Genomic DNA, 16,235 nt, shown 5'->3' on the forward strand with positions numbered 1-16,235 from the left:
GTTATTAGTCATTAGTCCATAGTCATTAGTCCATAGTCATTAGTCCATAGTCAATAGTCGATGGAGCTAATGACTAAACGCTTCTTAATCAAGTCGATTCCCTGTCACCTGTTACCTGTCACCTATCACCTGTCACCTATCACCTGTCACCTATTAAAAAACTTCTTCTTCAATACCACGCCACCATTCACCTAAATTCATTAAATCTTGGTGAATATCTGCTAATTCATTAGCGTAGGTATCTTCTGAAATGGTGGCTTTGCGTTCTTGGAGTTTTTTCAGCCGCAACTGTACCAATAGCCAGGGTTTGGCAATACTATTGGTTGCTTCCATGTATTGTGCGAGTTCTTTGCTATTCATTTGTAATAATTGTTGCAATACTTATTTAACATAATATTAAATTATGGGAGGATGCGATCGCTATCCACGCCAATTAGAGAACAAAACAGCCACGATATTTAGTCGTGACTGTTGATTTATAGAAATATTAGCAACATCTCAAAAGATTACTAAGGTAAATTAGGCTTTAGCTAGATTTTCAGCAACAAAGTCCCAGTTTACCAATTGATCCAAGAAATTTTTGATAAATCCTGGACGAGCATTTCTGAAGTCAATGTAGTAGGCGTGTTCCCAAACATCTAAGGTTAGGATTGCCTTCTTGCCATGAGCTAGAGGGTTTTCTGCGTTTGGTGTTTTCATTACTTTGAGTGTCCCACCATCATCAACTAACCAAGCCCAGCCACTACCGAACTGAGTTGCAGCAGCGTTAGAAAACTCTTCTTTAAATTTGTCGAAGCTACCAAAGTCTTTCTCAATCTTAGCGGCCAGTTCACCGGTAGGTGCGCCACCGCCTGCGGGTTTTAAACAATTCCAGAAGAAGCTATGATTCCAGACTTGGGCAGCGTTGTTGAAAATTCCTACTTTAGAAGAATCTTTAAAGGAGATTTGAATGACTTCTTCTAGGGATTTATCAGCCAATTCTGTACCGTCGGTCAGCTTATTAAGGTTATCTACATAAGCTTTATGATGCTTACCATAGTGATACTCGAAGGTTTCAGCTTTCATGCCATAGTTCTCTAGAGCATTAAAGTCGTAAGGTAACGCTGGTTGTGTGAATGCCATTTTGTCAAGTCCTCTCTTTACTGTGTTCTAGTTAAAACCTATTACGGCAGCGTACAAAGTTACAGGTTTTGCGCCTAGCCGTTTTATGTCCCTAATACTTAGGATATAAAACTTAACATCGTAATTCTACTACCAAAGTGAATATTCAGCCCAAGTAATTTTTAAATAAGCTAAATTACCAAGAATTTATGATGATAAATAAAAAAAGCTAATACATCCTAGATGTAGTAATTTAAAGTAAGAGGTAGGTAGTAGAGGGCAGTAGGCAGGACAATAATCTAAAACTTTTAATATTACAAGTCCCTATAAAATTTGGTAAGGCCAGTTTATGAAGACATTATTGCAGGTATTATCTGAAGATTACTCAGGTAAAGCACATTTAGCAATGCAACTATTGTTAATAAAAAAATCATGAAAGATTAGACGCTATATTTTGATGTATTTGGTAATACGAATTTTTGTAACAAATGCCTTCCCACTGTGAGATTACCTATGTAATTTGTTCTCCTCTGTTCTTCTGCTACCTAAAGGAACTCCAAAAAATAAATTATCCAATTTCTGAAATAAAAGCGACGGGATATTTTTTTACTGGGAAGTCCCATACCTCCTGCTCCCCCTTGTCTACTTTGTCCCTCTTCCCTTGTCTCCCCTTCCACTCATAAAACTAGAGAAACTTGGCTATTCTCTCCACGGCGGTTTCTAGTACAGCAGGTTCATGGACTAGGGCAAAACGAACATATCCTTCGCCAGATTTGCCAAAGCCAGCACCAGGGGAAGCAGCTACACCAGTTTGTTGAACTAACTGGGTACAAAACTTTACAGAATTTTGACTCCAAGGAGATGGCAATTGCGCCCAAATGTACATTGTGGCTTTGGGTGTGGGTACATACCAACCTATACGATGTAAAGCATTGATAAAAGCATCACGACGTTGACGAAATCTATTCACAGCCGTTTGCACTCCGGCTTGGGGGCCTGTGAGAGCTGCGATCGCACCATTTAAAATTCCCCGATACTGATTAAAATCAACGGCTGCTTTGACTTGCCGTAAAGCCTGAATTAATTGGGCATTCCCGATGGCGTAACCAATCCGGAAACCGCCCATATTGTAAGACTTGGAAAGGGTGAAAAACTCTATTGAGACGCTTTTATCGGGGTCAGCTTGCAAAATCGAAGGCACAAGGGCTTTCTCCGAGTCCCCAGTCTCAAACGTTCTTTCATTTTGAATTTTGTAGCTTGCTTCTCCGGAGGAGTATTTTGAATTTTGAATTGATTTGTCCTCAGTCTCCTCAAAAACTAAATCTACATAGGGAAAATCGTGAACCAAGGCGATATTATGTTGCTGACAAAAGGCAACGGCTTCTTTAAAGAAAGATAAGGGTGCGATCGCGGCTGTGGGATTATGAGGATAGCTCAATACCATCATCCGCGACTGGGCTAAAACATTAGCAGGAATATCACTCAACACAGGCAAAAAATCATTTTCAGCCTTCAAGGGCATAGGGTAGATTTGCCCACTAGCTAAATAGACTCCGCCCATATGGGAAGGGTAGCCAGGATCGAGTAGTAAGGCAAAATCTCCAGGATTGAGCAAAGCTAAAGGTAAATGAGCAGTACCCTCCTGAGAACCGATTAAAGGCAGTACCTCAGTTTCAGGATCAACTTTGATCCCAAACTTTTGTTCATACCAATTAGCAGCCGCTTGCCGAAACCCCCGTGTACCGTTAAACAGCAAGTAGCCGTGGGTACTAGGGTCATAGAGAGATTGCGCGATCGCTTCAATGACGTGGGCTTCAGCTGGCAAATCAGAAGACCCCAGGGACAAATCAATTAACTCTTTCCCTGCTGAGAGAGCCAATGACTTAGCTCTATCCATATCAGCAAATACATTAGATTGCAGGGGTTGTAAACGTTGGGCAAATTGCATATTAGTCATTAGTCATTAGTCAATGGTCATTAGTCATTAGTCATTAGTCAATCAATTTTAAATTTTAGATTGGCGATTTTAGAAAGAAGCAATCCAAAATCCAAAATCCGTCTTGAAAAGTTGAGCCACTGCGTTGGATGGGTTTCCCGGCTTGTATCAAGTGGCGTTCCTAGGTTGGGAAACCCGCCTACAGAACTTTCCGCAAAATCTAAAATTGGCATAGTCAACCGTCGTTACTATAGACTAAAGACTATGGACTAGGAACTAATTATTATTTAAGTGCGTATCCAAGAGATTGAGTAATTTCTCTTTGCCGATCACCCCTTCAGCAGATACTAAGACTTTTTCGCCTTGAACCAGTCTGAGGGCTGGGACACCTTCTACTTGGTATTGTTTCACCGTGACAGGATTAGGATCTATTTCTAGTTTCACAACTTTCAGGCGATCGCTATAAGTTTTAGCAACAAAATTCATCAGTGGCGACATCAGTTGACAAGGCCCACACCAGGAAGCCCAAAAGTAAACTAATACAGGTTGCTCGGCTTGCAACACTTCAGTTTCAAACTCAGCATCGCTGATGGTGATTACACCCTTACTCATTGCAGTCTCCATTAGTTGGCATCGATCAAAGTTGGCACACAAATTACTGTATCCCAAAGTTGTCAACAGTCCCTAGTCTATATTGCATAGATATTTGCTAATGTTAACGATTGGTGAGCAGGATGTTATTGTCATCTAATATGTAGCTAATCCCCGTCTATATCAGTAAAGTACCCGAATTATCAGGATATTCGTGGCAACGCTTATTTACGAATTAGGTAGATCAAAAAGTTCTTTCAGTTTCCACTCCTGGGAATCATTTTTTTATGCTCCAAAGACTATATGTACACAACTTCAGATGCCTAGAAAACTTTGAACTGCCCATAAAAGGGATGTCATCTGCTCTCTTGATTGGAAAAAATGGTACAGGTAAATCAACTATTGCCATTGCATTAGAAGTACTTCAGTCCATCGGTCGAGGTATAAATAGAGTTGGGCAACTGGTTCAGTCAAAAGATTTTGTTCGTGGTAGGTCTGATGTTCCCATCCGCTTTGAAATAGAAGTATTACTGAATAATAAAATATATATATATATATTGGCTTTAGAGTTGCCAGAAAAATTTAAAGAACTGCGAGTTTTGGAAGAGCGATTACTAGTTGGAGGAGAACCCATATACTCGCGCAAAGCAGCCCAAGTTACTCTTCATAATAGTGTACAAAATCGAGAAGCTCAATTTCTAGTAGATTGGCATCTTGTCGCCTTGCCAGTAATTCAGGAGCAATCTGAAACTGACCCCCTTCGTATCTTCAAGACTTGGCTAGCTCGGATAATTATTTTAGCCCCAATTCCCAGCTTGATGACAGGAGACTCCAACGGTGAAACTTTAGAACCAAGGCGTGATGCTGTAAACTTTGGGGAGTGGATTTCTGGATTACTGAGTCGTTATCCTGCTGCTTACACACAGGTTGACAAATATCTGCGAGAAGTTATGCCTGACATTCAGGATTTTCTGAATGAACAGATTGGCAAAGACTCTAAAAGCATGATTGTTCGGTTTGAAGTCAATCATGCCAATCTTAGTGTTGAATTTAAAGACTTATCTGACGGGGAGAAATGCTTTTTTCTTTGCGCTGTTGTTTTAGCTGCTAACAAATTCTATGGGCCACTTTTTTGTTTCTGGGATGAGCCTGACAACTATCTCTCTTTATCGGAGGTTGGGCATTTTGTCACATCACTGAGACGCTCATTTAAAGCTAGTGGTCAAATTTTGGTGACATCTCATAATCCTGAAGCCATCCGCAAATCTTCCGATGAAAATACCTTAGTTCTCCAGCGAAAAAATCACTTAGAGCCAACTTTAGTCAGACGGCTCAGTGATATTTCTGTTCAAGGTGATCTCGTAGATGCCTTGATTCGTGGCGATATAGAACTATGAGCATCAATAAATACCAGCCGCACATTTTTGTCTTACCGGAAGACGATGCTAATCGCCAGATTGCCAACGGATTTATTCTTGATCCCAACCTTAACAATCGAGCTATTCAAGTCTTGCCACCTGCTAGGGGTTGGCAAAAGGTTTTGGAGCAATTCACGGTAGTTCATGTCCCTGAAATGCGAAAATTTTCAAAACGGATGATTATTTTGCTGATTGATTTTGATGAGCAGCCGCAAACACGATTGAGTTATATACAGAATCAGATTCCAGAGGATCTAATTGATAGAGTATTCGTGATTGGAGTGCTGTCTGAACCAGAAAATTTAAGGAGAGACATGAGAAAAGATTTTGAAGGTATCGGGGAAGCTCTTGCACTAGATTGCTCAGAAAACAAGAATCACTTATGGGAGCATAATCTTCTCCAACACAATAGAATCGAGTTGAATCGGATGATTTCATCTGTCAAGCCATTTCTGTTTAATTAGGTAAGGAGATGAGGGAAAGAAGTTTTGCGTAATGACAGTTGACTAATGACTAAAAGACAAAATCCCACAACCGAGAGGCGTGGGACTAGCTATAATTACTATGTTGCAAGTATTACATTTGATCCAATTGCTTGCGTAGGGCTTCTAAGTCACTGTCAACCACATCATTAGATTTAGGTGCAGTGGATTGTTGTTCTTGTTGTGGAGGTAGTTGGGGTTGGTTGACTGGGGTTGCAGGTGCTAAAGATGCCTTCATTGCTGCTAATTCATCATCAACATCACTACCAGCTTCTAGTTGTGCAAATTGGGTTTCTAAGTCTGCGCTTGCAAGTTCGGCGGATGATTGGGCGCGGGCTTCTTGCATTAAGACTTTTTCTTCCATTCGCTCAAAGGCTGACATGGCACTGCTGGTATTCATACCGCTTACCATGTTTTGCAGTTGTTCTTGGGCTTTGGCGGTAGTAATCCGAGCTTTGAGCATTTCTTTCTTGGTTTTAGCTTCAGAAATCTTGCTTTCTAGTTGGATTAAGTTGCGTTTGAGGGTTTCAACTTGGGTGCTTTGTTGATCTAGGCTAGTTTTGAGGGCTGTACTAGTTTCGGTATAAGTTTTTTTACGTTCTAGAGCTTGTCTTGCTAGGTTCTCATCACCTTTTTGCAGTGCTAGTTGAGCATTGCGTTGCCACTTATTAATTTCGTTTTGAGCGTCATTATATTGTTTCTCTGAGCGTTTTTGAGCGGCGATCGTTTGAGCTACGCCTTGACGCAACTGCACCAAGTCTTCCTGCATTTCCAGGATGGCTTGTTCTAGCATTTTTTCTGGATCTTCGGCTTTACTGACTAAATCGTTGAGATTAGCACCGACTACTCGCTTAATCCGATCAAATAATCCCATAATTTTGTTTTCCCTTGTGAAGTTTACGCGCTTGGTTGGGTGGTTCGCTTTTTTACTATTTAATAACTTCCATTTTTAATGTAATCTTTCCGGTTTGGATCAGTACATCCTGACACCTATATAATTGCTAAGATATCTCCTAGATTTAAAAGTTGCCCAATTTTTCAGATTCTTATTTTTCAGATGCTTAAATTGGGGGCAGTTTTTGTTGCTGTGTATTTTCAGTGTCGTGTAAGAGGTGAGATTTCATAGCTGCTAGTTCGCTATCAACGTCCTTAGTAGCTTCTAAAGAGGCAAATCGTTTTTCTAAGTCATCACCACCCAGTTGAGCGATCGCCTCTGATTGAGCTTCTATTTGTAAAACTTTTTCTTCCATACGCTCAAAAGCACCCAAGCTACTGGTAGCAGAGGCTTCACTTAGCATATCTTGCAGTTTATAGGATGCTTCCGCCGCACGAGCGCGGGCAATATACATATCTTTTTTAGTTTTGGCTTCGGAAATTTTTAACTCTAGTGTCCGCATATCTTGCTTAAGTCTGGCTACTACATCATTTTGCTGCTGTATTTGGTTAGTCAGGGCTGTTGCAGTTTCTAGGTAGGCATGGCGTTTAGTTAGGGCTTCTCTTGCTAGGGGTTCATTACCTTGATTGAGAGCCAATTGGGCGCGACGATACCATTCCTCTCCTGTTGATTGGGCAGATGCAGCTTGCCGTTCAGTGCGTTTTTGGGTGGCGATCGCTTGGGCTACTCCCTGCCGCAACAACACTAAATTTTCCTGCATTTGCATGACGGTTTGTTCCAGAATTTTTTCTGGATCTTCGGTACTGCCCAGCAAACTATTGAGATTAGCGTTAATCACTCGCATGATACGCTTGATTAATTCCATGTCAGCTCTCCATTCGGTCTTTGCCAGTCATTCCCTTTGGGAAATTTAAAACTTTTACTGAGCTTGTCGTGGGAATACTTCTCGGCTATGTAAAGTATTCCAAATTCAAAATTCCAAAAAATAATTTTGAATTGAGCGAAGCGACGGTTAACAGATAGGCGATTTTCTATATGTCTTAACCATCCTATCGCAAATTATTACTGCTCATGGCTGCTGTACCCTGGCTTTAATTCCCTTAGCTTGTAGTTGTTTTAGCCTTTGTTGTGCTTCTTCTCTAGTCTTCAGCGCGCCCAAGTAAATTAATTTATTACCACTTGATAAGTAAGCATCCGGAATTACTTTTCGTGCAGCCGCCAGAGAACTTGCTTCTTGATTGTCGGTCACTATGTAGTATCGTCCATCTGCTGCGGGTTTGATTTCTACGTTTGACTGGGTTGGTGTAGCTGTGGGTTGCGGTAGGGGTTGTAAGGGTGTTGGGGATATATTCAATGGTGGTAACGGCTGTACCTGTGTTAAAGGAGGAATAACCGGTGTGGGGATGGCAAGGGGGTTTAATGGTGCTATTGTTGGTTGAATTTTTGGTTGCAAGCCAACTACATCATTAGGGTCTCTGACTTCAGGAAATTCTTGGGCGGCTAGGTTGGGATATTTGGGTATGGGTGTGACTTCTGGCTGGAGTTGGGGCTGGGCATTTGTTCCAACTGCGTCTGGATTTTCGCTCCTGGGAGAGGAGTTACTGTTGAATAATTTACTCAGATTTAGTTGGGGTAAACTCTTCGGGTTAAATACCACATAGCCTAATGTCAGACTGGCTAATAATAACAGCAGCATAGAACCTATACCCAAAGGTGATAGTAGACTATCACTAGAATTGCTTGGTTGGTTGTCGGCTGATGACTGCTCATCCGTTAAACTACGTAGTAGTGCTTCACTAGATTCTAGGTAGTCATCCGGCTGACTAGGAGTGTCATTCGTTAAAAGCTTGTCATTTTGATTGGTCTGGGTACTGGCCGGAACTATGCTAATAGCAAGGTTGGGTAGAGGTAGAGGAATCTGGATGTTGGATTCGGTGTGAGTAGATACCGATGTATGTTCTGGTGTTTGTTTGTTGGTAGTTGTTAGTGCTGATTGTTCTGGTGGGGTTTCAGGAACAGGGGTTGTATCGTTTCTAATTTCTACTCTTGGGGGCTGAGGATTACCCACTGTGGTAGTTTTTGTCGTCACATCTTGAGGCGGACTGCTGACATAAGTATGTACTGAGGACTGGCTGGTTGTTCTCACTCCCATCCGTGAGCGGCGGTAACGGGCTAATTCTTGCTCTAACTGTACTTCTAAACTCCCTAGTGCTGCTGCTAATGCTGGCTTCAAACTAGGTTTTTTAGGCGATCGCGTACCAGAATCGATCAGGGGTTTTTGACTCATTGCCTCATGCCTCCAACGTGGGCTGCTGGATTAACTTTAGATAATTTTGTGCCAATCGTAACGAAAATTGTTGATTAGTATAGATCCCAGAACTAATCTTTATTTTTACTACTTTTTGACAAGATGTCTTTGAAACCAATTAATGATATTTTAGGTATTCTGGAACAGCAAGCTAAATGGCGGGAAGACCCATTTCAACTTCTCATCCAGTCCTGGGCAGAAATTGTTGGTACGGTTGCGGCTAAACACTCTCGCCCATTATCAATGCAGCGTGATGTGTTACGCGTGGCAACTTCTAGCGCGGCTTGGGCGCAGAATTTGACATTTAGCCGTCAAGCATTACTTGTGAAGTTAAATGCAAAGTTATCTATGTCTTTGGTGGATATGCGCTTTTCTACTGCTGGCTGGCAAAAGTCAAAAGAGGTATCACAGCCACAACCTAGTTTCTTACCCAGCGAACATCCTAGTTACTTAGGTGACATTCATAATTATTCCACTGTTAGTAAAACTACTGAGCAAAATGCCAATCAGGCTTTTGAGTCTTGGTCTAGGATCAGGCAGGCGCGATCGCAAGGCTTACCCCTTTGTTCTCAATGTCAATCTCCCACACCACCCGGTGAACTTCAGCGTTGGGGTGTATGTGCCTTATGTAGTGTTAAACAATCATCAAACAATATTTGAAGGCTTGAGCTAAAAATCTACTTTTAGTATTTAAATTTACTTGTATATCCTATAAAATGGTAAGTAAATAGCTCAAAAGATACATATTATAGATTAGTTGAAAATTTGCATAACATTTAAAACTTTGTTTTTACCGTTGATCCCCAATGAGTTATAGGCAATAATTTATATGTGACCACTACAGCAAATATTGAAAAATATAACACAAATCTAAAAACAATCTAAAGTTTATTTTAGCAGAAAAAGGCTATGATCTAGATATAATCACGGGTTATGGGTTCATTACGTATTTATATCTAGAAGGAAAATAAAAAGACAGAAATTAGCCCTAGACGGCGTTAAAGATGAACCCAAATGAAACCTATTAATTATTTGACATCTGCCTGTCGATATTGCCGCCACTATAAGCCAGAAGGCCGTCGTGGTGGAAATTGCCAACAGTTGGGCGCACCAGTCCAAGCTAATTGGAAGGCTTGCTCTTTAGCACTGCCACCTTTTGCCCCGTCTTGGGAAACGTTGGAAGATGCTTGGAGTTTACCAGATGCTACACCAGTTTTAATTAAATCTGATTGTCAAATATCAACTTTAGATCACGATACTTTTGTTTCTACTCAGGAAAAGACTGCCGCCACTTCTGAACAAACAAAAGTTGAGACAGTATTTATCTAACCAACATTAATATTACCTGACTCTATGTGCAGTCTGTAACAAATTAAAATTTGATTTTAAAATTTTTAGTGCTGTCAAGTGCAACATTTGGAAAAATCGCACCCTGTCTAGAGGTGCGATTTTTTAGTTTCAGAAATTACAGAAATTAAATTAGCCAATTTTGAGAGCGAAGAGAATGCTCATATTTTTCCTCTTCCAGTGGCTCTGTTTTCTCTGCTCCCCCTGCTACTTCTGCTTACTTGGAAGTCGTTTAAGGTAGCCAAGGAAAACTGCGGAAATTCGGCGGGCGTTTTTCTAGAAAAGCTTGCTTACCTTCAGAGCCTTCTTCTGTCATGTAATATAACAAAGTGGCATTTCCGGCCAGTTCTTGCAAACCAGCTTGTCCATCACAATCGGCGTTAAATGCAGCTTTTAAACAACGAATAGCAATCGGACTTTTTTCTAAAATTTCTTCTGCCCATTTAATTCCTTCTGTTTCTAATTCATCTACTGGGACAACACAATTTACCAAACCCATATCTAAAGATTGTTGGGCATCATATTGACGACAAAGAAACCAAATTTCTCGTGCTTTTTTCTGTCCAACTATCCGGGCCATATAACTAGCACCAAAACCCCCATCAAAGCTGCCAACTTTCGGACCTGTTTGACCAAAAATTGCATTATCTGCGGCTATAGTTAGGTCACAAATTAAGTGGAGAACGTGTCCACCACCGATCGCATACCCAGCGACAAGGGCAATCACGACTTTCGGCATGGAACGGATCAGGCGTTGTAAATCCAACACATTCAAGCGAGGAACGCCAGCATCATCTACATAGCCAGCTTGTCCTCGCACACTTTGGTCACCACCTGAACAGAAGGCGTATTTGCCATCAGTATGGGGGCCAGCACCTGTAAATAAAACTACGCCAATAGTAGTATCTTCGCGAGCATCACAGAAAGCATCATAGAGTTCAAAGACGGTTTTCGGTCGAAAAGCATTACGTTTGTGGGGACGGTTAATGGTAATTTTGGCGATACCGTCGGTTTTGTGATATAGGATATCTTCATAGGTTTTCACAGGTTGCCAGTTGATTTGCATGGGAATGAAGTCCGCTCTGGTGCTTGAGAATTTTATCGCGGACGTAGGGTGTTGCGATCGCTAACGAAACAGTTTCATTATTAATATTGACTTCATATCGCCGCAATATGAGCGCAACATAACTGTAATAAAGCATCGCTACATTAGTAATACATATTGATATTGTTTAAGATAGCCATGCAAAACCAAGTACAAGATGATTCTCACCCATTAAATAGTAAACGTCATAATTACGCACCTTGGAAAAAAACAGCCGCTTCTCTATCACTAGTGTTTCTAGGTTCGGGGATGACCTTAGCAGGTGGTTATCTAGCTGGAAACCATCAGCAGTTAACCAAGAGTGCATCTAACTTGGCGGTGAGTCGAGTTGATGCAGCACCACCTTTACCAACTTTGACAGATGCTAACTTTGTCACGCAGGTAGTGCAGACAGTGGGGCCAGCTGTAGTGAGAATTGAAGCGTCTCGCACTGTCAGAACATCCTTACCTGAAGAATTTAACAACCCATTTTTCCGTGACTTCTTGGGTTCTCAAGTACCGCAACGCCAAGAGAGAGTACAACGTGGTACTGGTTCTGGCTTTATCATTAGCGCAGATGGTAGTATTCTCACCAACGCTCACGTAGTTAATGGTGCTGATACCGTGAGAGTCATACTCAAAGATGGGCGTAGCTTTCAAGGTAAGGTGTTAGGCAAAGATGAATTAACCGATGTAGCGGTGATCAAAATTCAGGCTGAGAATTTACCAATAGTAAAATTGGGTAACTCTGACGAACTACAACCAGGAGAATGGGCGATCGCGATCGGTAATCCTTTAGGTTTAGATAATACAGTAACTACAGGTATCATCAGCGCAACTGGACGCTCTAGTAATCAAATTGGCGCACCTGATAAGCGCGTAGAATATATTCAAACTGACGCAGCCATTAACCCTGGTAACTCTGGCGGGCCATTACTCAATGCTCGTGGTGAGGTGATTGGGATGAACACAGCTATTATCCAAGGCGCACAAGGACTAGGTTTTGCCATCCCGATTAAAACAGTACAACGAATTTCTAACCAATTAATCGCTACAGGTAAAGTACAACACCCTTACTTGGGTATTCAAATGGTCGGGTTGACTCCGCAAATCAAGGAAAATATCAACTCTGACCCTAACAGTGGTTTGAGTATTAATGAAGATAAAGGTGTCTTAATTGTCAGAGTGATGCCAAACTCACCAGCTGCTCAAGCAGGAATACGTGCAGGTGATGTCATACAATCACTGAACGGTCAATCAGTCACCGATGCTAGTAGTGTTCAAAGAGCAGTAGAAAATACGCAAGTCGGCGAACAGTTGCAATTAGCATTAAAACGTAAAGGGCAAAATGTCAACCTAGCTATCAGATCGGGTGCTTTCCCCACTGAGAAATTACAGTAAGGGGTTTAGGGGAGACAAGGGAGAATCAAGGGAGAATGTTTTCCTAGTTCCCAATCTCCCATCTCCCTAACGTATGAATAAATACCGTATACCAATAGCTAACAAAAATATGCCATAAAGCTTTTTCATTATTGCACTGCTTATAAATGGCTGATTGGCAAACATCGCTCCAAACAGATTACCAATTACTAGCCCAATAGCTATAATCACTGCATATTTAATATCAATTTTACCGCTACGATAGTAAACTGCTGCTCCTAAAATCCCAATTGGTAATACTTGGGCGGCGATGGATGTGCCAGTAGCAAATTTTTGATCCATTCCCATTAATAACACCATTGCCGGCACCATAATTGCACCACCACCAATGCCAAACATTCCACCTGCAACGCCAGCAGCTAAACCAATTAGCAATAGTTGAATGAGTAAATTAGACATAGAAAACTGTGAGTTTTGTCTTAACTATAAACTGATTTTAGGTGACAAGATAGCTTTGGGAAGCATACCATGTACACCTTTGTTGGGACTATTTACAACTTGGGTGATGCGAAAATTGACGGCTAAACTACACAAAACATAAGCGTCTTCTGGTGATAAATTGACAAAATGCTCTAGAAAATCAATCATATTTTTCAGAGCCATTTCTAAAGCTGCATCTAATGTTGGAGCAAACCCCATTGTGATAATATCAGTTGGTGTTTCTGCAATGGGTGTTTTAATTGGTAAATTTTCACGGAGTTTAATTTGAATCCGGCCGTTCATAGAAGTTTCGATGGCGGTGACATTTACTTCCCCATCTCCCTGTGCAGAATGTCCATCACCGATAGAAAATAATCCTCCAGGAACGAAAACAGGTAAAAATATGCGTGAGCCTGCTTGTAGTTCGCGATTGTCGATGTTACCACCATAACAGCCAGGGGGAACAGACGATCGCTCATTTTCTAGGGTGGCGACACCAAGAATCCCAAAAAAAGGTCTGAGGGGAATTTTGATCCCGCTATTAATCGGAAATTCGGCGGTTTTGTTGACTAAATCTAAGGGAATAAATCTCAAAGCAGGTTGAGTAAACTGATTGGGTAATGCTCCCCAACCTGAACGAATGGCATTAAACCCGACTGGTAAACTAGGTGCGATCGCTTCTAATTTTATTTCTAAAATATCACCTGGTTTTGCATCCCTGATGTAAATTGGCCCTGTGAGTAAATGGGGTCCTGTGGCAATTTTGCGTTCTGGAGGTAAGTTTTTGCAGATATCTAAAAATTCAGGGGTGATAAATTCTGGTGGTGCTTTGTCATAAATGTAGTAACCAGTGTAGGTTTCTACGTCAATTGTGTCGCCAGAATCAATAGTTAATACAGGTTCTAGTCTGTGAGAGAAACCCCCTAGATGCACATTTGATTTGGTGGCTTTTAAAATGTGGTGGGTCATTACCGCTATATTTGTTTTGTCAGTAGTATTGATTAGAATAGCGGGATTATAGTGATTCTAGATATCAATAAATATCTCTAGCAGCTAGTCATAAGGGCGTTGCTTGACAACTCCCCAGCCTAAAGGCGTGGGGATTCTTCCTTCATAGAAAAATGCCTTGTAAAAGCAGTGCCTTTACTTGGTCTGACTCTTTCTCCAGAAGCAGTAGCGAGATGCCCTCCCGCCAAAAGTCCTAAACCTTCATCCTTGATATTGATAGCTGCGATAATAGGGTATGCACATAGGGTTCTAAAACATGAATTGTCCTGTAAAAACTGTAGACAAATCACCATTGCTCACGAAATATTATCTATCACAAGTATTGTTGCCCTTCCTTCAACTCTAGCGCGATGTTTAGTTTTGGCTCTAACTACAAAAAGCTCATTGGCATTAAGTGTATGCGTTTCGTCTTCAGTATCAATGTGAACAGTACCTGAGATCACATAGAACAACTCATCACTTGCATCGTGTGAATGCCAACGTGCTGTTACATCCTCCATGATTCTGAGGCGAACATTATTGCCATTCACTTGACTGATGTTAAAGCTTTTCCAGCTTTCAGTAATGCCATTTGCCAAGTCCAGAAGATTATGTTTCTCCATCAACCACCTCTTCCATCCACGCCCATCAGCACAAATTTAAATTGTATTGCTGTAGCGAAGCAGCAAATAGCCAAAAATTTTACATTTGATTTCCGTCTAGACAAGCGCATTGAGAAATTGGGTAACATCGCCGATTGTGACATCTGCATCAATTTGCAGTGCTAGAAATTGGGGATGTTGTCTGATTTTGGTGAGTAATTCTATTAACTTTTTGTTGCAAAAACTTTACACTGTGTATTTTATTTACGTAAAACCAAAATTTTAGTTAAATTATCATTTAAATCAATATTTATAAGATAAGTAAAGTGGCAATCACTACTATGTTACCCAAAGGATAAAAGTGTTTCTACTTACTTATGATTGGAGCTTAGTTTATCTTTTAGCTCAAAGTGACTCAAGTGCTGGAGCTGGTGCTGGAGGTTTATTTGGTTTAATATTTGGGCTTGTGGGCTATGTTTTTGGTTCTTATTGCTTCTACACAATTTATCAAAAGCTAGGAGAAGCTAACGCTTGGTTTGCTTGGGTTCCCATTCTCAATACTTGGATCATGTTAAAAGCAGGCGATCAGTCTCCTTGGTGGATTATCGGATTATTCATACCTCTGGTGAATTTTGTGGCTTTAATTTTCTTGATTATCGCCTTTGTCAATATTGTCAAGAAATTAGGTAAAAATCCTTGGCTGATTTTGTTAATGATTGTGCCTTTAGTTAACTTTGTAATTTTATACAATTTTGCTTTTGGTTAATTGCTGATTCAGCAATAGAATTAAAGGAATTAAAATTTTAAGTCAAAAAATATGCCATAGTAAATGCTTAAATTTTAATTCCTTGCTGCAATCAACTGATAATTATTACCTCGAAGTGTTGGGAATTGCTGCTGTAATTTGGCGTAACATCATTACTTGCCAATAAGGTATAGGTGCAAGCAAGACAGTACCAGTTCCTTCAAAAGTATTAACTAAAAACTCGCCAGAGGTCATTGAACCTAAGAGAGATTTAGTAGCCTTGTCAACGCGATAGTTTATAGTATTTGTCCGGGCGATCGCAAAGTTACCATCCACTACTAATCGCTCATTTCGCAAGTTGACCACCTCTACAGGCCCTTGCGCCACCATTACTACTGTCCCTCTACCTTTGACTTTGGTTTGAAACAAACCTTCTCCACCAATTAAGCCAGACACTAATTTATTGCGCTCAATTCCGACTTCAATATTGCCATCGCTAGCCCAATAAGCACCACTGTCTAGTATCCATTCATTACCGTCTAATTCTAAAATGTGATATCCAGACAATGAAGGCTCTAAATATAATTCGCCTGTACCTGTATAAGTGGGACGGAAAATATTTTCTCCTGTGGCTAGAGATTTTAAAAAGCCCCCGGCTGAGGGTGCTTTAGATTGCATGGTAATATTGCCACGCATATAATACATTGCCCCAGATTCAGTACGAACTGTTTCGTTTTGTAATGTAACTTTAACTAAACGTAAACTTTCTCGTTCAATAATTTCAAAATTTGCCATTTTATTTTCCTGACTGTACCAAATTTGCAGAATTTACCTATAGTTTTGGCATCTCTTTTTCTAGATGGCAAGTCAGAAATTTAG

At 40.8% G+C, this 16,235-nt stretch carries 20 protein-coding genes; 6 read left to right on the plus strand and 14 right to left on the minus strand.

What is annotated here, in order from left to right:
* Positions 1-153: 153 nt before the first annotated feature.
* The 5 genes from VB693_RS10875 to VB693_RS10895 all read right to left on the minus strand — a co-directional run bounded on the left by VB693_RS10875 (position 154) and on the right by VB693_RS10895 (position 3,649).
* Complete coding sequence (locus VB693_RS10875; RefSeq protein WP_190696076.1) at positions 154-360, minus strand: hypothetical protein; 207 nt, start codon at positions 358-360, stop codon at positions 154-156.
* A gap of 159 nt (positions 361-519) precedes the next feature.
* Complete coding sequence (locus VB693_RS10880) at positions 520-1,122, minus strand: superoxide dismutase (RefSeq protein WP_323266274.1); 603 nt, start codon at positions 1,120-1,122, stop codon at positions 520-522.
* Between the two features lie 664 nt (positions 1,123-1,786).
* A complete protein-coding gene (locus tag VB693_RS10885) occupies positions 1,787-3,049 on the minus strand; it encodes an LL-diaminopimelate aminotransferase (protein ID WP_323266294.1) in 1,263 nt (420 codons plus the stop codon).
* A 47-nt stretch (positions 3,050-3,096) separates the two neighbouring features.
* Positions 3,097-3,270, minus strand: coding sequence for a hypothetical protein (locus tag VB693_RS10890; protein WP_323266275.1), 174 nt, complete (start codon positions 3,268-3,270; stop codon positions 3,097-3,099).
* Between the two features lie 43 nt (positions 3,271-3,313).
* Positions 3,314-3,649: a thioredoxin family protein gene (locus tag VB693_RS10895; RefSeq protein ID WP_323266276.1), complete on the minus strand. Its 336-nt coding sequence runs from the start codon at positions 3,647-3,649 to the stop codon at positions 3,314-3,316.
* A gap of 266 nt (positions 3,650-3,915) precedes the next feature.
* On the opposite strand from VB693_RS10895, the gene VB693_RS10900 reads away from it, so the two are divergent.
* Both VB693_RS10900 and VB693_RS10905 read left to right on the plus strand, forming a co-directional pair.
* Positions 3,916-5,025: an AAA family ATPase gene (locus tag VB693_RS10900; RefSeq protein ID WP_323266277.1), complete on the plus strand. Its 1,110-nt coding sequence runs from the start codon at positions 3,916-3,918 to the stop codon at positions 5,023-5,025.
* Entirely contained in the window at positions 5,022-5,510 is a 489-nt protein-coding gene (locus tag VB693_RS10905; protein WP_323266278.1) for a hypothetical protein, read from the plus strand. Before VB693_RS10900 ends, VB693_RS10905 begins: the two co-directional genes overlap by 4 nt.
* A gap of 112 nt (positions 5,511-5,622) precedes the next feature.
* Here VB693_RS10905 and VB693_RS10910 read toward each other — a convergent pair whose 3' ends face one another.
* The 3 genes from VB693_RS10910 to VB693_RS10920 all read right to left on the minus strand — a co-directional run bounded on the left by VB693_RS10910 (position 5,623) and on the right by VB693_RS10920 (position 8,710).
* Complete coding sequence (locus VB693_RS10910) at positions 5,623-6,402, minus strand: PspA/IM30 family protein (protein WP_323266279.1); 780 nt, start codon at positions 6,400-6,402, stop codon at positions 5,623-5,625.
* A gap of 187 nt (positions 6,403-6,589) precedes the next feature.
* The gene (locus tag VB693_RS10915; protein ID WP_323266280.1) at positions 6,590-7,288 is read right to left on the minus strand and encodes a PspA/IM30 family protein; all 699 of its coding nucleotides are present in this window, start codon (positions 7,286-7,288) and stop codon (positions 6,590-6,592) included.
* Between the two features lie 204 nt (positions 7,289-7,492).
* A complete protein-coding gene (locus VB693_RS10920) occupies positions 7,493-8,710 on the minus strand; it encodes a hypothetical protein (RefSeq protein WP_323266281.1) in 1,218 nt (405 codons plus the stop codon).
* Positions 8,711-8,833: 123 nt separating this feature from the next.
* Here VB693_RS10920 and VB693_RS10925 point away from each other — a divergent pair, with 123 nt between their 5' ends.
* Positions 8,834-9,391, plus strand: a complete 558-nt coding sequence (locus tag VB693_RS10925; protein WP_323266282.1) for a DUF721 domain-containing protein — start codon at positions 8,834-8,836, stop codon at positions 9,389-9,391.
* A gap of 354 nt (positions 9,392-9,745) precedes the next feature.
* On the plus strand, positions 9,746-10,060 hold the full coding sequence (locus VB693_RS10930; RefSeq protein WP_190696111.1) for a hypothetical protein: 315 nt from the start codon (positions 9,746-9,748) through the stop codon (positions 10,058-10,060).
* A 250-nt stretch (positions 10,061-10,310) separates the two neighbouring features.
* Here the strand turns inward: VB693_RS10930 and menB are convergent, their stop codons facing one another.
* Together menB and VB693_RS10940 are read right to left on the minus strand one after the other, a co-directional pair.
* Positions 10,311-11,144, minus strand: a complete 834-nt coding sequence (menB, locus tag VB693_RS10935; protein WP_323266283.1) for a 1,4-dihydroxy-2-naphthoyl-CoA synthase — start codon at positions 11,142-11,144, stop codon at positions 10,311-10,313.
* The gene (locus VB693_RS10940; RefSeq protein WP_323266284.1) at positions 11,110-11,280 is read right to left on the minus strand and encodes a hypothetical protein; all 171 of its coding nucleotides are present in this window, start codon (positions 11,278-11,280) and stop codon (positions 11,110-11,112) included. The genes menB and VB693_RS10940 overlap by 35 nt, the downstream gene beginning before the upstream one ends.
* Before the next feature lie 41 nt (positions 11,281-11,321).
* On the opposite strand from VB693_RS10940, the gene VB693_RS10945 reads away from it, so the two are divergent.
* Entirely contained in the window at positions 11,322-12,563 is a 1,242-nt protein-coding gene (locus VB693_RS10945; protein WP_323266285.1) for an HhoA/HhoB/HtrA family serine endopeptidase, read from the plus strand.
* A 66-nt stretch (positions 12,564-12,629) separates the two neighbouring features.
* Here VB693_RS10945 and VB693_RS10950 read toward each other — a convergent pair whose 3' ends face one another.
* From VB693_RS10950 to VB693_RS10960, 3 genes are all read right to left on the minus strand, one after another.
* A complete protein-coding gene (locus tag VB693_RS10950) occupies positions 12,630-13,001 on the minus strand; it encodes a sulfite exporter TauE/SafE family protein (RefSeq protein ID WP_190696129.1) in 372 nt (123 codons plus the stop codon).
* A 24-nt stretch (positions 13,002-13,025) separates the two neighbouring features.
* Complete coding sequence (locus VB693_RS10955) at positions 13,026-13,991, minus strand: acetamidase/formamidase family protein (protein ID WP_323266286.1); 966 nt, start codon at positions 13,989-13,991, stop codon at positions 13,026-13,028.
* Positions 13,992-14,326: 335 nt separating this feature from the next.
* Entirely contained in the window at positions 14,327-14,632 is a 306-nt protein-coding gene (locus VB693_RS10960) for a cupin domain-containing protein (protein WP_323266287.1), read from the minus strand.
* A 340-nt stretch (positions 14,633-14,972) separates the two neighbouring features.
* Here VB693_RS10960 and VB693_RS10965 point away from each other — a divergent pair, with 340 nt between their 5' ends.
* Entirely contained in the window at positions 14,973-15,377 is a 405-nt protein-coding gene (locus VB693_RS10965; protein ID WP_323266288.1) for a DUF5684 domain-containing protein, read from the plus strand.
* Positions 15,378-15,482: 105 nt separating this feature from the next.
* Here the strand turns inward: VB693_RS10965 and VB693_RS10970 are convergent, their stop codons facing one another.
* Positions 15,483-16,151: an AIM24 family protein gene (locus VB693_RS10970; protein ID WP_323266289.1), complete on the minus strand. Its 669-nt coding sequence runs from the start codon at positions 16,149-16,151 to the stop codon at positions 15,483-15,485.
* Positions 16,152-16,235: the final 84 nt, after the last annotated feature.

The organism is Anabaena sp. UHCC 0399 (assembly GCF_034931465.1).
GTDB lineage: Bacteria > Cyanobacteriota > Cyanobacteriia > Cyanobacteriales > Nostocaceae > Trichormus > Trichormus minutissimus.

Excerpts from the sequence above, each read along its gene's own strand:
- VB693_RS10910 (WP_323266279.1), bottom strand. The coding sequence starts at position 6,402 with ATGGGATTATTTGATCGGATTAAGCGAGTAGTCGGTGCTAATCTCAAC.
- VB693_RS10945 (WP_323266285.1), top strand. The coding sequence starts at position 11,322 with ATGCAAAACCAAGTACAAGATGATTCTCACCCATTAAATAGTAAACGT.
- VB693_RS10940 (WP_323266284.1), bottom strand. The coding sequence starts at position 11,280 with ATGCTTTATTACAGTTATGTTGCGCTCATATTGCGGCGATATGAAGTC.
- VB693_RS10885 (WP_323266294.1), bottom strand. The coding sequence starts at position 3,049 with ATGCAATTTGCCCAACGTTTACAACCCCTGCAATCTAATGTATTTGCT.
- VB693_RS10920 (WP_323266281.1), bottom strand. The coding sequence starts at position 8,710 with ATGAGTCAAAAACCCCTGATCGATTCTGGTACGCGATCGCCTAAAAAA.
- VB693_RS10925 (WP_323266282.1), top strand. The coding sequence starts at position 8,834 with ATGTCTTTGAAACCAATTAATGATATTTTAGGTATTCTGGAACAGCAA.
- VB693_RS10890 (WP_323266275.1), bottom strand. The coding sequence starts at position 3,270 with ATGCCAATTTTAGATTTTGCGGAAAGTTCTGTAGGCGGGTTTCCCAAC.
- VB693_RS10955 (WP_323266286.1), bottom strand. The coding sequence starts at position 13,991 with ATGACCCACCACATTTTAAAAGCCACCAAATCAAATGTGCATCTAGGG.
- VB693_RS10880 (WP_323266274.1), bottom strand. The coding sequence starts at position 1,122 with ATGGCATTCACACAACCAGCGTTACCTTACGACTTTAATGCTCTAGAG.
- VB693_RS10960 (WP_323266287.1), bottom strand. The coding sequence starts at position 14,632 with ATGGAGAAACATAATCTTCTGGACTTGGCAAATGGCATTACTGAAAGC.
- VB693_RS10915 (WP_323266280.1), bottom strand. The coding sequence starts at position 7,288 with ATGGAATTAATCAAGCGTATCATGCGAGTGATTAACGCTAATCTCAAT.
- VB693_RS10905 (WP_323266278.1), top strand. The coding sequence starts at position 5,022 with ATGAGCATCAATAAATACCAGCCGCACATTTTTGTCTTACCGGAAGAC.
- VB693_RS10970 (WP_323266289.1), bottom strand. The coding sequence starts at position 16,151 with ATGGCAAATTTTGAAATTATTGAACGAGAAAGTTTACGTTTAGTTAAA.
- VB693_RS10895 (WP_323266276.1), bottom strand. The coding sequence starts at position 3,649 with ATGAGTAAGGGTGTAATCACCATCAGCGATGCTGAGTTTGAAACTGAA.
- VB693_RS10950 (WP_190696129.1), bottom strand. The coding sequence starts at position 13,001 with ATGTCTAATTTACTCATTCAACTATTGCTAATTGGTTTAGCTGCTGGC.
- VB693_RS10930 (WP_190696111.1), top strand. The coding sequence starts at position 9,746 with ATGAAACCTATTAATTATTTGACATCTGCCTGTCGATATTGCCGCCAC.
- VB693_RS10900 (WP_323266277.1), top strand. The coding sequence starts at position 3,916 with ATGCTCCAAAGACTATATGTACACAACTTCAGATGCCTAGAAAACTTT.
- menB (WP_323266283.1), bottom strand. The coding sequence starts at position 11,144 with ATGCAAATCAACTGGCAACCTGTGAAAACCTATGAAGATATCCTATAT.
- VB693_RS10875 (WP_190696076.1), bottom strand. The coding sequence starts at position 360 with ATGAATAGCAAAGAACTCGCACAATACATGGAAGCAACCAATAGTATT.